This window comes from Psychrobacter sp. AH5 (assembly GCF_040371085.1).
Classification (GTDB): domain Bacteria; phylum Pseudomonadota; class Gammaproteobacteria; order Pseudomonadales; family Moraxellaceae; genus Psychrobacter.
Genome location: NZ_JAMBMT010000001.1, coordinates 2,131,880 through 2,146,491, shown reverse-complemented (window position 1 = coordinate 2,146,491; position 14,612 = coordinate 2,131,880). Strand labels below are relative to the sequence as shown.

Below are 14,612 nucleotides of genomic sequence, written 5' to 3'. Positions count from 1 at the left end.
AGTATCGATAAATTTTAGAATGGCCATAATCTGGTATGGCTATCTAGCATCGCTACAGGTACCGAGTCAGCGGCAGTGTTTGACCAATTGACTGAACCTGCGCCTATTGCTTTATCCAATTGCCGCAAAAACTTATCACGACTTAGCGTAGTTGCGCCTAAGCTCAACAAATGATCGTTTGGCAACTGACAATCGACTACAGCTATCTCACTCTCTATACATAATTGCATCAGACCCCAAAAAGCGATCTTTGAGGCGTTAGAGGCGCGGTGAAACATGGATTCGCCAAAATAAATATGCCCAATCTTCAGTCCATAAAGTCCACCTATTAGCTGATTTTTTTCATCCCAAACCTCAATGCTATGAGCAAAACCATAATCATGCAGCTGCGTATAAGCCTCAATCATCTCCTGATGAATCCAAGTATGCTCGCCTTCAATGGCCTCATCACTGCGCGGCAAACTACAAGCATGAATAACCTCAGCAAAGGCTTTATTAACCGTTAATTGCCAACGCGAGTTTTTGGCCTGTTTACGTAATGATTTGCTGGGTTGATAGTCCTTGGGAAGGATAATACAGCGCGGCTCAGGGCACCACCAAGCGATAGGATCATCCTCGTTGAACCAAGGGAAAAGCCCTTGAGCATAAGCGGCTATCAGCGTTTCAGGCGCTAAATCACCACCTATAGCCACCACGCCGTAGCCATCAGGATCGACATGGGTAGGATTGGGAAAGCTATAATGCCCAAGACTTTTAATCATTTTACTAAAATTTTCGGGCGCTATATTATTAGCGTTAAGCTCTGACAGACTCAATTAAGCCTCTTTATCAGCAGTTAGGGTCGAAGCATAAGTATGGTCAGTAGCCGTCGCTTCACCGATAGCATCTAGATATTTTTCGGCATCAAGTGCGGCCATACAGCCCGTACCCGCTGAAGTAATGGCTTGACGATAGACATGATCGGCCACGTCACCAGCTGCAAACACGCCCTCAATGCTCGTTTGAGTCGCATTACCGTTTAGCCCACTATTAACGATGATATAACCATCTTTCATCTCAAGCTGACCTTTGAACATATCGGTATTAGGCTTATGACCGATAGCGACGAATAGCCCGTGAATATCGAGCTGCTTGCTGCTACCATCTTCAGTCGATTCGATAACCACGCCATTGACGCCCATATCATCACCGACCACTTCGCGAACGGTGTGGTTCCATTCTATTTTGACGTTGCCGTTTTTGGCTTTCTCAAATAGCTTGTCTTGTAGTATTTTTTCAGAGCGCAAGCTGTCACGGCGATGCACTAAAGTCACCTCTGAAGCAATATTAGATAAATATAGCGCTTCTTCAACAGCAGTATTACCGCCACCGATGACGGCGACTTTTTGATTTTTATAAAAGAAACCGTCACAAGTAGCGCAAGCAGAGACGCCTAAACCTTTGAATTTTTCTTCTGATTCTAAGCCCAAATACTGAGCGGAGGCACCTGTTGAGATAATCAAAGCGTCACAACTATAATTGCCATTATTCCCCATTAATTTAAAAGGACGCTCGTCTAGTTTTACCTCATTGATATGATCATAAACCAATTCGGTACCAAAACGCTCAGCGTGAGCTTTCATGCGATCCATTAAGGCCGGACCAGTCAAATCATGAGCGTCCCCTGGCCAGTTATCGACTTCCGTTGTGGTGGTCAATTGGCCACCCACTTCTAAACCTGTGACCATAACCGGCTTTAAATTAGCACGGGCAGCATAAACAGCAGCTGAGTAACCAGCAGGACCTGAGCCTAAAATAATGAGTTTTTCGTGGCGAGTAGTAGTGTTGTCAGTGGCCATATGTGTTCCTTGATATAATTAACTTGAGTTAAATAAACAGTAACTAGTGGATATAAGGTTATTATAATAATGGAATGGTATTAATATAAAGGGCAGCATACGGGTAGAGGGTAAAAAGTGCAAGTTTGCTAAAACAAACATTACTATCATTACAACTAAACTATGCCCTAAAATTAAACTACGCTTTGTTGATAACACAGTCGCCACTTTGGCTAGGTATTTGTTATCATAGCCAATTATATAATGAGTAGTACAGGCCATAGAAATAGCGACTTATGAAGACAAAGCTATTTTGTTGTCGCTTTATAGTTTGTAGTCTAAAGAGTTAGTAAATAAGCAAGCTTCTAAACACCTAAGCACGGTGGTGAGCAATCGTGTGTTACCATTTATTTAGTACCGATATATTGATAAAGGCAGATCCTACGTGATATCAGCAGCAGTTGTAGATTATTTAAAAAAAGGGGTGTTTACCATTCTTGGGCTAATGTTGGCAGTTTATCTGTTCGTTATCCTGATGACTTATACTGGCAATGACCCTAGCTGGTCGCACATTAGTAGCGATATGACCACTATCAATAATATGGGCGGCGCTATGGGCGCTTGGCTATCTGATTTGCTCTATAGCTTTTTTGGCTTTGGCGCTTGGTGGCTATTGGTATTTATGATTTATGAATCCATCTTGATTTGGTGGGATAATAAGCCGACTTTTTGGATATTGCGCTTGGTGGCCTACGTATTTTTATTGCTAAGTGCTAGTGCTTTATTTGCGCAGTTAGTAGCCTTGATTCAGCACGTAGCAGATCCTGTGACCTCAGGTCTCAAAGGCGTGGCAGGCGGCATTATTGGCCTTGAGTTACAAGCGCGCCTAGCTTTATTATTAACCAAATGGGGCAGTGTGCTATTTTTGAGCTTTTTTGTGGTTATTACGGCTACCTTTGCTTTTAATATTCATTGGTTATCGATTTATCATAAATTAACCGCGTTGAAGTGGCTAGGCTCAGGTATTAGCGAGCCCTCTAATGCTAATGAGAAAGCTGCTGATTTCGAAGAAGCTGACTCTACCGCCACTGTTAAAATGGCTGAGAACAAGCATAATAGCACTGAGATAGCGCCTGAGTATGAGCAGTTACCGCTTGAGCTACAAACCGAGACCAATACCACAGCGCCGCAAAACACCAGCCGTTTTAGTCATGTATTGACTGATTTTTTGGTGAAGTCAGGATTGGGCGCTAGTGTCAAAGAAGCTATGGCAAATGCAGAAGCAGCTGCCACTAATAAAGCCATGACTGACAATCTACAGCCCGCTACGGCTAATGGTGCTAGTGAGAGTTATCAAACGCAGGCGGAGACTGTACCGGCTAATATCGAGACCAATAATAAAAACACCCCTCAGCCGCATAATAAAACCAATCATAATATAAACGATGAAGAGCCTCTTAGCTTAGCAGCAATGCCAACGACAGCAGAGCAAGTAGATGACTTAGCTGATGCTTGGCTAGCTGAGCATACTACCGCTACTATTGACAGCGAGTTTGTAGCTAACGAGCAAACTAATGCACCAACGCCCATTGAGCCAACTAGCGCTGCGTCTACTAGATCGATGGTTGCGCCTGTAGCCATAACCGAAGAGCCTGTAGCCATAGCCGAAGAGATAAAGGAAGATTTAGATATAGCAAAAACCATTGTAAGCACAGCGCCAGTTACTGCTACTCCTGATGCAAGTCAATCAAAGCTGGTGGACATGACGCCAACTAATACTCCGCCCTCTAACCCAAAACAAGCCCCTAAAGCACAAGGAGATGCTGAGGCAGAGCCAGTCACTGCTGCCAAACCTACCGTTAGCTTTGCGGTGCCAGATGGAGATGCTAGCAATCATATCACTGACATGATGCCTGAGGATAATAGTCCGGCTGAGAGTGAGCCGGTGATGCCAGACATCCATGACGATGAAGCCTTTACTAAGCGCTCAAGATCGATGCAAACCGCTCAATATCGTAGCAGTCTTAGCAAGCTGCCAGAGCTCTCTATACTCGATAAACCAGATCCTAACCGTGAGCCTAGCTATACTATCGCTGAGCTTGAGCAGTTATCGGAGCTATTAGAGATCAAGCTACAAGAGTTCAATGTTAAAGCCGAAGTGGTCCAAGCGATTCCGGGGCCAGTCGTGACCCGTTTTGAGGTAGATCTGGCCGCTGGTATTAAAGCCAGTAAAGTCACCGGTATCTCGCGCGATTTGGCACGCTCATTGTCTATGGCCTCACTACGGGTAGTCGAAGTCATTCCTGGCAAGCCTTATATCGGTATCGAGGTGCCTAATAAACAGCGCGAAATGGTACGCCTAATTGAGCTGCTAAATACTGATAAATACAAAGATCCTAATGCCCAAATCAGTATGGCGATGGGCAAGGATATTGGTGGTAAGCCGATTATCACTGATTTGGCGCGCGCTCCGCACATGTTAGTGGCGGGTACCACCGGCTCTGGTAAGTCAGTACTGGTCAACTCAATGCTACTATCAATGCTGCTTAAATACACTCCTAATGAGCTCAGGCTGATTCTCATTGATCCCAAGCAGCTAGAGCTGGCTAACTATAATGATATTCCGCACTTGCTTACACCAGTGGTGACGGATATGACTGAGGCTGCTAGTGCCTTATCGTGGTGTGTGGCTGAGATGGAGCGCCGCTATCAGCTCATGAGTTTGCTAAAAGTGCGTAAGCTTAACGAGTTTAATAAAAAGGTCATTGCCGCCGAAAAAGCCGGTAAGCCAATGCTTGATCCGTTATGGCGACCGAACGACAATGTCAGTATTAGCCAAGCGCCGAAGCTAAAAACGCTACCAATGATCGTTATTGTCGCTGATGAGTTTGCTGATATGATTATGCAAGTGGGCAAGCAAGCTGAAGAGCTAATCACTCGCTTAGCCCAAAAGTCACGAGCTTCTGGTATTCATTTGATGCTAGCGACTCAGCGCCCCTCAGTTGATGTGATCACCGGTTTGATTAAAGCTAACATTCCAGTACGCGCGGCACTGCGGGTCAACTCAAAAGTCGATTCGCGTACTATCTTGGATAGTGGCGGCGCTGAAGATATGCTCGGTAACGGCGATATGCTGTTCTTGGGCCCAGGACAAATTGAGCCGGATCGAGTACACGGCGCTTATGTTAGTGATGAGGAGGTTAACCGCGTTTGTGATGCGTGGCGCGAGCGCGGCGCCCCAGATTATATCGATAATATGGCTGGTAACTTTGAGCTATCCAGCTCAGGAAGTAGTGGCGGCTCAGGCGTAGCCTCTGGCGAAGATGATGATCTCTACAATGAAGCTGTGGCTTTTATTATGGAAACTCGTAAAGTATCGGCCTCTAGTATCCAGCGCAAATTTAGCATTGGTTATAACCGCGCCGCGCGTATTGTCGACTCAATGGAGGAGGCAGGACTGGTCAGCTCAATGGGTAAAAGTGGTAAACGTGAACTGCTGATGTAATGTTTTATAAGTTTTTGATTAATATAAAGCGAGTCACAAAAGTGGCTCGTTTTTTTTGGCGTAAATTTTGCTTTAGCTTAATGCTAAGATATAGTACTTTATTCCATAATCTACAAAACCATTAGCCAAGCAAGGATGCCCTATGTTTAAAGAATATACTCAATACGATGCACTAGGATTGGCCGCATTAGTCAATGCAGGCGAGGTCAGTGCCAAAGAATTACTCGATAGCGCTGTGGCTCGCGCTAATAAGCTCAATCCAAAACTCAATGCCATTGTCCACCGTTTTGATGAGCGCGCTTATGCTGCGGCGCAGTCAGAGCTGCCGTCTGGCGCTTTTCATGGTGTGCCTTATTTGCTCAAGGACTTATCCTTTGGTTATGAAGGTGAGCCGCTAACGATGGGCAGTCGCAGCGTCAATATTATCTCAGCTTACGATAGCGAGATTGTCAAACGCATGAAAGCGACTGGCGTCAACACCTTTGGTAAGACTAATACCCCAGAGTTTGGTTTGATTATCACCACCGAGCCCAAAGCTCATGGCGCAACTCACAATCCTTTTAAAAAAGGCTATAGCTCGGGTGGCTCATCAGGCGGTAGTGCAGCGGCGGTCGCTAGCGGCATTGTACCGATGGCAGGCGCTGGCGATGGTGGCGGCTCTATTCGCTTTCCAGCGGCTTGGTGCGGCGCGTTTGGTTTGAAACCTAGTCGCGGCCGCAACCCGATGGGGCCAGCACTAGGCGAGGGCTGGGAAGGAGCAGTTGCCGATCATGTGATTACGCGTAGTGTACGCGATAGTGCCGCGATGCTCGATGCCACAAGTGGCGCAGAGATTGGCGCGCCTTTTGTTATTGCCCCGCCCAAGACCAGCTTTTTAGAAGCCGCCATGCGCGCGCCGAAGCAGCTCAAGATTGCCTTACATCAGCAGCCGTTAATCGCAGGGACGGTAGTAGATAAAGAGGTATTAGCGGTACTAGAGCATACCGCCAAGCAGTTGGAGGCGATGGGACATATCGTGGTACCTGCTGAGCCTAATATCAATATAGAAAAGTTCTGGCACGATTTTATGGTAGTCGTCTGTACTCATACCGCTTTTACCATTGATAATTTGGAACGGGAATTTGGCGCGCTACATACTCGTAAGCTTGAACCGCAGACATATAATATGGCACTACTAGGACGTTCATTATCTGCCGTGGATTTGGCCCATGCCAAACATGGCTGGCATGATAGTCAATATCAGACGGGACTTTTGCTAGAGCAGTACGATATGATTTTGTGTCCGACGGTACCGACGCCAGCTGTTAAGCACGGTGTACTGCCACCTAGTATCATGGATGAGATGCTGATGCGTAGCGCTGAGGTGCTCAATAAGGGGGTAGATATGGGTAAATACGCCTTTAGCTCAGGCATGATAGAGAAGCTTAGCCATCCGGTACTTAGCAAAATGGCCTTTACCATACTGGGCAACGTGACTGGCTTGCCAGCGGTCTCTGTACCAGTAGGTATGAGTAAAAAAGGCCTGCCTATTGGTATGCAGCTGATTGGGCGCATGAATGATGAGACGACATTATTTAGCGTAGCAGGTGAGATGGAGCGAGCTGGCATGTTTACCAAAGCGGCATTTGAGAAGTAATTGAGCCTCGTTACTTGAATTAGTTACTTGAGTCTTATCACTTTGCCACTTTGTCACTTTATCCATTAATCAAATCGATAAATATCCATCCCTAAGCTATGATGTGCCATGCTTTGGTGGACCACACTGACCCGTTGTCCTGCTCCCAAAGCAAAGAACAGCGGTAGTAGATGCTCATCGCTTGGATGGATACTTTTATAATTGGGATACTGCTGCCAATCCAAAGCCGCCGGTATATCGCTCTTTAATTGCTGTAACAACCATAGCTTAAAGTCTTTAGCTGTCTTATCAATGCTATCGGCGTCCCAGCGCATGGCTTGTAAGTTATGCGTAATATTGCCAGAGCCAATAATTAAAATTTGCTCCTCTCGCAGCCGAGCAAATTGCGCGCCCAACTGATAGCAAGCGACGCTATCATAGTGCTGCGGTAAAGAAACCTGGACGATAGGTACATCAGCTTGCGGATAAAGATGACACAGCGGCGACCAAACACCGTGATCACTGACTCTTAGTGGATTAGCTACCGCATTGATACCGCGAGCATTTAGCTGCTGCACCAAGGACTCAGCAAGCGTAGCGTGACCTACGGCTGGATATTGCAGCTCATGCAGCTGACGATCAAATCCTGAAAAATCATGCCAAGTCTTGGGCTGAGGATTACTACTGATCTCAAGCTTGGAGGAGGTCCAGTGCGCTGACATGATGACAATCGCTCGCGGCTTGGGTAAGTTTTGACCGATACGGGCGAGCGCACTAGTAGTCGCTGACTGCTCAATAGCTAAAGTAGGCGCGCCATGAGAGATAAATAAAGCAGGCAATTTTGCCGCGTTACTCAGACCCATAGGTCTATCTGCCCAAGCGAGCGCACCGCTGATAGGGGTGCTCATATCATCGATACTATCACGGGGGCTATGATGGGAGCTAGCATAAGAATGCTTAGGAAACTGAGCGAACTTTGAATGATTCATCTCAAGTTTATTAGGGCAACTGCGCGTTTTTCAATCGGATTTACCCCTTATTATTTATCAATTACCGCGGTGATAGGGATGATTGTGATTGATACTCATAGCGCGGTACAATTGCTCCATTAGCACCACCCTAACTAAAGGGTGCGGCAAAGTTAGCGCAGACAGTGACCATTTCATATCAGCTTTGGCTAAAACTTCTGGCGATACCCCATCAGCGCCGCCAATGACCAAAGCTACATCATCGCCTTGTAGCATAGCATCGGCAAGCTTTTCAGCCAGGCTTTCAGTCGATATCATCTTGCCTTTGACGTCTAATACCCAAAGCTGTTCGCGGCCTGTAGCGTTATGGGTCGATAAGATAGCTTGACCTTCTTGCTCGCGATATTGAGCTAAGTTTGCCTCAGAAGGGTTTTTCGCACGCTTAGCAGCTGCTAATTCGACCAGTTGCGTGGTTAGCATTGGCTGGATACGCTTAAAATAATCATCAAAGCCCGTCTGAATCCATTTAGGCATTTTTTGCCCTACGCTTAATATTCTTATTTTCATAATGCAGTTACTTTTTAGCTTTATGGTTAATGGAGTTAAGAGTCACAAGTTAAGAGTCACGAGTGAGGGGTTTTAAGGTTTCAGAAATACCAGCACTGCCTTTATTGTCATCTTTAGTAATGATGTTTAAGGTAGCATCTGACTCAAAAACGATCGCTTCTATCTCGTCCAAACTATGAATGCCATTTGAGCGCATGACACTCTCAAGCTCTTGACGAGTCAAACGCTCATCACGCATAGCTTCAGGCAAAAACTGCCCTTGATAAAAAACAATCTTTGGCTCAGATAAGATAAAACTACTAAACGCCGGGGAGATAGAAGCGTATTTAGTGACCAAAAACTGCAACAGATAAAGAGTCAAAATAGAAGAGATACCCTCTATAAAAGGAATATTTTCTAATAAAATAGTACTAGCTCCTAGCGAACCAATCATCACCGTAACAATCCAATCAAAGTTATTTAATTGAGAAGTGGAGCGTTTGCCAGATACTTTAGTGACGACAATGATCATCAGATAAACCATTGCCGCGGTCAGGACAATGCGTACTAGTTTTTCTATATTGTCAAAAAACAACATGTCCATATGGTGTTACTCCTATTATTTGGGGGTTAGCAGTCGATTAAATAACCAAAGACTCACGCGCGCGCTGATAAAGGTCAAAAGCACGATAGCTACAAATGAGACTAATAAAGGCCAAGGCTGCTGTAGGGTCATCTCAATAAATACTTGACGATTAGCGCTATCAAACAGCCATAACCAAATCGCTAAGAAGTAAAGCGCAGTCAATAACCAAACAATCGCTGTACCGCTCAGAGCTAGCTTGTTTATCTCCTGCTTATGTAAAGCCCGTCCTTGATGCTTGATGAATTTTTGTACTGCAATAAAAGCACCGACTAAGATGGCTATCAAAGTAACCAGCTGCGGGTTTAGCGCAATCTGCGTTTGTATTAACATTAATAAAGCGCTGGCGAGGATATAGCCCACCATAAAAAAACCAATATACTGAGTCAATTTGACAGGTGGAATCGCTAGATTGAGCGTTGGTTTAGCATTGTGTTTACTTAAACTAGCAGGCTTACGAGACATAAAAGTGCCTATATAAAATTATAGGTGGTGTTTTAAAAAGTATGCTGGCGATAAAAGTCAATAAGAAATCTATGCTAAGTTCTCTGATTCTATAGGGCTTTCAAGGCTTCAAAAATTGTTCAAATTTTAATCAGCATACTTTTTGACACACCACCAAATTATAAAATAACTTAGCAGCAGCTAAAATTACTGCTGCGCGCTCCAATCAAGCATAGCATCGAGTACTGGTCTAGCAATATAAGGATTGAGCGCCTCCTTAGTATTGATCAGTCCAACTACCGCATAATCTTGGCCCGACTGACCTTTGACATACCCTGCCATTGCTGCCACGTTGCTTAAAGTGCCAGTTTTTATCCAGGCTCGGCCGATCGCTGCTGAGTCAGGCAAACGCTCGCTATGAGTCATAATAGTACCACTAACGCCAGCCACGCCTAGTGAATTGACGTAAGCGTCAAAGCTTGGATGGCGATAAGCAAAGCTCAATAACTCCGCTAAATTGGCAGCGGTCACGGTACAATCTCGGCATAATCCTGAGCCGTTAGTCAGATAAGGCGGCGCGCTGTGAAGGTTATTTTGCCACCAATGCTTAATTTGCTGTAACGCCTGCGGATAATCAGTCGCTTTGGGTTGATCAAAGTGATAAAGACTGGCGACGTTTGATTTATTAGCGCTAGTATTAGCACTAATAACGGCGCGGTTAGCAGCACTAGTGTCATTACTATGACTACCTTTATTCTCCCTATCGTTATGATAACTACCGATAGCTAAAGCCACTTGCTCAGTCATGACGTTATTGGAGAAGTGATTGATATCGTATATTTGCTCAGTCAAATTATAAGATGCATAGCTAACCAGCGGTAATGGCGCTAGCGGTAATGCCGATAATCCAGTAGCCACACGCTGGTAGCGCTCAGTGTTTTGTGCGCTATGATAAGTGGCGTAGGGCTTTTCTTGACTGATAACTTTGCCTGCTAGAGTATTGCCAAGCATCTGCCATTTTTGAGCAACCACGCGGGCGGCGAAGTCTTTGGCATCAGGATAATTGATATAAAAAAGATGCTCACCGCAGCTCTCTGGTAAGCTGGCATTAAAAGATAATTTATCGGTTTGCCACTGCGGTGCAAGGGTGTTGCTAGCCTGCGAGCAATTCGCGCTGCGAGTAGCAATACGGCTTGGCAGCTGATAATTAGCCAATTGCGGCGTATAGCTTAGCTTAGCTTGCCCCTTAGCTAAAGGATAGGTATAGATGCCGACACTATTAAAGTTGACCAAAAACCCATCCGGACTAGCGTTATAAGGCCGCAAAGGAGCATTATCAAAAGCGGCCGGATTTTTACTAACTTTTTTGAATATTGAGCTGTCGATAATGATATCGCCATCGATATGACGAATACCGGCCTTTTGTACTTGATAAAGCAGCTGCTCTAGCCGCGCGTGGGTCATCTTAGGGTCGCCGCTGCCTTGAATAATCAAGTCGCCGTGCAAGCGATTGCCTATGATAAGACCGCTATGATAAACCCTAGTAAACCAAACAAAATCGGCACCCAAAGTATCTAGCGCTACAAAGCTTGGTATCAACTTCATCGTACTAGCAGGGGTGCGCAAGATATGAGGATTGTGACTGACTAGCGGCGCTAATGGGCGCTGAGCCAGCTCTGAGCTTTGCTGATTATTAGCGGTCTTATCATTGCTATAACGAATAGTAGTGCTCTCATCAATGACTAATATCGGTGGCGGATTCTCTAAGCTTTGATAGGTATAAGGATCATCGGTATAAGCTTGCAGCTTGCGATCTTGTTGCTCAATAGCCCGCTTATCAATGATGATGGCTGCTGCATCTTTATTAGTATGATTATCAGGCGTAGCCTCTGTTACCTTTAGTGTATTTGCTTCAGTATAAGTATTAACATTGGCTTGGCTGTCGATTACCTTTATCGCTGAGGGCAGACGGCTATGGGCTTTATCTCCTATTGGGGTGATAATCACACTGATATCATCAGCGCTTAGATTCGCTTTGCTCAGTGCCGCTTGCATAGAGGAGGGCAGCACCGCTTGCGCTGACAATGGCAATAAAGCGACTGAGGCCGCTATCAATAGTCGCAGCTGCTGAGGAGCAGTGAAAGTAGTAGTTGAGGTAAAAAAACTAGAGAGTATAGACATAATAACTTTGGGCTTAGATTATAAAACCGCTTATAGTATCATGAGTTCTATAAACTCAATCCTATACTCATCAAAATTGATGATTTGAGTACTCAGATTAATACTATTAGCGCACATGCAAAAAAGCCATAGCGGTCATCACCGCATCGTTATAAGCGTCATGACTGCCAAATTCAGGGATATTGTAGTGAGCCAATATCTTTGGTAATTGCTGCGAGGGTTTGGGAGTATTAGGATCACGATCGCCCATACGTTGACTGTATAGACGTCTGACATCGAGCACCTCATTAGGTAAAGTGGTGCCCATATACTTCTTAATCAAAGGATTCAAAAACGCGGTATCTATCTGCGGGCAAAACCCTACTATCGGTCTATTATCAATAAAAGGCAATAGCAGCTCGAGCATCTCATCATAGCTCATCCCTTGTTCGACATCAGCACTACGTAGACCATGAATGACGATAGTATCGCGATCTGGCATGATGGGCGGACGACAAACCAGATGTAGACCGTTGCCAGTATCGATAGTATCCCCATTGATATGAATGGCAGCTACAGAGAGTAGATGATGCTTACGCGGATTTAGCCCAGTCATCTCGCAATCTATCGCTACCCACTGATCGTCTACAGGTGGCTCAAACATTGAGCTTAGCTCAGCTCGCTGCAAGTGGTTTTTTTGCCATTTATTAGATAACTGCTTTAGCCAGCTCATGATGGTGCTCTTAATTATCGTACTTGTAAATAAAATCTATCCTAGTATCAATTAATCTCTAACTGATAATGCTGTCGCAGCTGATTTTTAAAACTTTTTACTACCGCTAAGCATTCTTTTAATACATCACGCTCAAGCGCCGATAGCGTTAAGGGATCGACTTGTCTAGCATATTTATCATCAGTAGCTAAAGCGACCGCCAAACGTTGACCCATAAAGAACTCTAAGGCTTCGCTTAAAGTTGTTGCTCGCTCTTGATTCATAACGCGCGCTTGTACTAGGGCTTTTAGCCGATCTCGAGTGCTAGGAACATGTAAGATGTCGTACTCCAAGGCCATAGCCCGTATGCCGTGTACCAAAGGAAAGATACCCGCTTTTTTTAGATCGATAGTACTACTAGAGGGCTTACCCAGTATAGGCACAAACCTTTGCCACCACTGATTGACATCACCGAATTGTAGAGCGGCGCGTGCGAATTGACGCACAAACATAGGATCGGACTGACGATGCGCGACCTTTAGATGATTACGAACTTGGGTCAATAGCGACTCATCACCACAGACATACTCGCCATCAAGTATCGCTGATAGATAAATACCGTGCATAGCATCAGTGTTTCTAAACCATAAGCTAATTTGTGCCTCAAACTTTTTAAGCGGTTGTCGCCACATTGGGTTGGTCATCATAATATTACCATCACAAAGCGGGTAGCCCAGCGTCGCTAATTGATGGTTAAAAGTCTCAGCGAACTGCGCTAGCTGTGGATGCTCAAAACCATCGCGGATAATAAGCGCATTGTCTTGATCGGTACGCATGATCTGCTCGCCGCGTCCCTCAGAGCCCATAACGATGACGCAAGTATTTTGCAGGACTTCCTCAGGGACAATAAGTTGCCACAGTTTAGTAAATACCTGCGCGTTTAGGGTCTGTACCATTCTACTGACCACGCCTATTTTTACCCCGTTTTGCTGCTGGGCGCGAATATAACGACCAATGAGCTCGACGGCGGTATCAATACTCTCAAAATCCTTAGCTTGTTCTATTTGTATACTAATCAGCTGTGAGTGCTGACCGATATAGGCCAGCATATCACTTTGACCCAAGATACCTACCACTTTGCCATTATTATCGATAACGGGTAGACGGTGGATACGGTAGCGGGTCATGGTCAATAAGGCATCGCCAATCTCGCTATCGGCGTTGATGGTACGCAGATTAAAGCTAGCATAGTCTTGGCAAGGCGTTGTAGCCGGATTTTGCTCATCACTTACCGCTCGGCAAATATCGGCATCAGTCAAAATACCAAACTGGCTGTCATTAGCATTATGGAATGCGCTGTCAGCCAAGGTAGAATGATCCGGTAATTCAGTGGCAGGACGAACTAAAACATGCTTGAGCCGAGCCTCTGTCATAACTTGAGCAGCTTGTTGCAAACTACTACTTGCATCAATAATATGTACCGATAATAAGGTTACATCGGTCACAGGTTGCAGCATAATTTGTTGTACTTCTTGCTGAGCAGTATAACCGGTATTACTGATAGATAGGTTTTGTGAGGTGGTGCCTTGGCGTTGTTGTAAGGCTTTTATCTTTTCGGGTAATTTGTCGGAGAGGAGCTGACGCACCAGATGATTTTGGGCACTGATTTTATCGATAGCAGCGCCATCTATTTGCAGCAATAGCGTATCTTCGCTAGCGCGGTAATCATAAGGCTGAGTAGATGACGAATCGCTTTGAGTGGATTGGGGAGTACGGCGACTATCAAACCAATCATTACTATGAAGATGATCGGAGTGATTGCTTCCTAAGTAAGCAGCGACAAACTCACCTGCCAAGCTTTGCTCAATTTGACCTTTTATTACCACATAAAAATACTGTAAATCCTCAGCGGGTAAACTCTCATCTGCTGCTAAATAACGTATCTTTGTATGTTTTCTAATGCTTTGACGCTCAGCTAAGCTCAAGACATCGAAGGGCGGTTGAGTAAAATCAAGATGGTTCATAATATCATCCATGATAGCGCTGTTAATCATTCATACAGCTATATTAAATATAGTAAATTAAATATAGTAACCGTGACTTTTCTAACTTTATTTACTATAGCATTATCTATCGCTGTTATCCCTAATAAGATTAGGGTTATTTTATAAACTGAGCACTATAGAGCTTAGCCTATCAGTT

Annotated in this window: 11 protein-coding genes; 2 read left to right on the top strand and 9 right to left on the bottom strand. The window is 44.9% G+C overall.

Features of this window, described 5'->3' with window-relative positions:
* Positions 1-14 precede the first annotated feature (14 nt).
* Positions 15-761 (bottom strand): leucyl/phenylalanyl-tRNA--protein transferase, encoded by a 747-nt coding sequence (gene aat, locus M0N77_RS09070; RefSeq protein ID WP_371834228.1) that lies wholly within the window; start codon positions 759-761, stop codon positions 15-17.
* Between the two features lie 54 nt (positions 762-815).
* A complete protein-coding gene (gene trxB / locus M0N77_RS09065; RefSeq protein WP_353104874.1) occupies positions 816-1,838 on the bottom strand; it encodes a thioredoxin-disulfide reductase in 1,023 nt (340 codons plus the stop codon).
* Between the two features lie 424 nt (positions 1,839-2,262).
* On the opposite strand from trxB, the gene M0N77_RS09060 reads away from it, so the two are divergent.
* Together M0N77_RS09060 and M0N77_RS09055 are read left to right on the top strand one after the other, a co-directional pair.
* Positions 2,263-5,322: a DNA translocase FtsK 4TM domain-containing protein gene (locus M0N77_RS09060; RefSeq protein ID WP_353104873.1), complete on the top strand. Its 3,060-nt coding sequence runs from the start codon at positions 2,263-2,265 to the stop codon at positions 5,320-5,322.
* A gap of 142 nt (positions 5,323-5,464) precedes the next feature.
* Complete coding sequence (locus M0N77_RS09055) at positions 5,465-6,958, top strand: amidase (RefSeq protein WP_353104872.1); 1,494 nt, start codon at positions 5,465-5,467, stop codon at positions 6,956-6,958.
* 65 nt (positions 6,959-7,023) lie between these two features.
* Here M0N77_RS09055 and M0N77_RS09050 read toward each other — a convergent pair whose 3' ends face one another.
* From M0N77_RS09050 to M0N77_RS09020, 7 genes are all read right to left on the bottom strand, one after another.
* A complete protein-coding gene (locus M0N77_RS09050; RefSeq protein ID WP_353105614.1) occupies positions 7,024-7,800 on the bottom strand; it encodes a class III extradiol ring-cleavage dioxygenase in 777 nt (258 codons plus the stop codon).
* A gap of 183 nt (positions 7,801-7,983) precedes the next feature.
* Positions 7,984-8,472 carry a 23S rRNA (pseudouridine(1915)-N(3))-methyltransferase RlmH gene (rlmH, locus tag M0N77_RS09045; protein ID WP_353104871.1) on the bottom strand — a complete coding sequence of 163 codons (489 nt, stop codon included), beginning with the start codon at positions 8,470-8,472 and terminating at the stop codon, positions 7,984-7,986.
* 49 nt (positions 8,473-8,521) lie between these two features.
* The gene (locus M0N77_RS09040) at positions 8,522-9,055 is read right to left on the bottom strand and encodes a YetF domain-containing protein (RefSeq protein WP_353104870.1); all 534 of its coding nucleotides are present in this window, start codon (positions 9,053-9,055) and stop codon (positions 8,522-8,524) included.
* 15 nt (positions 9,056-9,070) lie between these two features.
* Positions 9,071-9,559: an ABZJ_00895 family protein gene (locus M0N77_RS09035; protein ID WP_353104869.1), complete on the bottom strand. Its 489-nt coding sequence runs from the start codon at positions 9,557-9,559 to the stop codon at positions 9,071-9,073.
* A gap of 186 nt (positions 9,560-9,745) precedes the next feature.
* On the bottom strand, positions 9,746-11,719 hold the full coding sequence (locus M0N77_RS09030) for a D-alanyl-D-alanine carboxypeptidase (protein ID WP_353104868.1): 1,974 nt from the start codon (positions 11,717-11,719) through the stop codon (positions 9,746-9,748).
* Between the two features lie 106 nt (positions 11,720-11,825).
* Positions 11,826-12,431, bottom strand: coding sequence for a 3'-5' exonuclease (locus M0N77_RS09025; protein WP_353104867.1), 606 nt, complete (start codon positions 12,429-12,431; stop codon positions 11,826-11,828).
* 47 nt (positions 12,432-12,478) lie between these two features.
* Positions 12,479-14,434 carry a DUF294 nucleotidyltransferase-like domain-containing protein gene (locus M0N77_RS09020; RefSeq protein ID WP_353104866.1) on the bottom strand — a complete coding sequence of 652 codons (1,956 nt, stop codon included), beginning with the start codon at positions 14,432-14,434 and terminating at the stop codon, positions 12,479-12,481.
* Positions 14,435-14,612 lie beyond the last annotated feature (178 nt).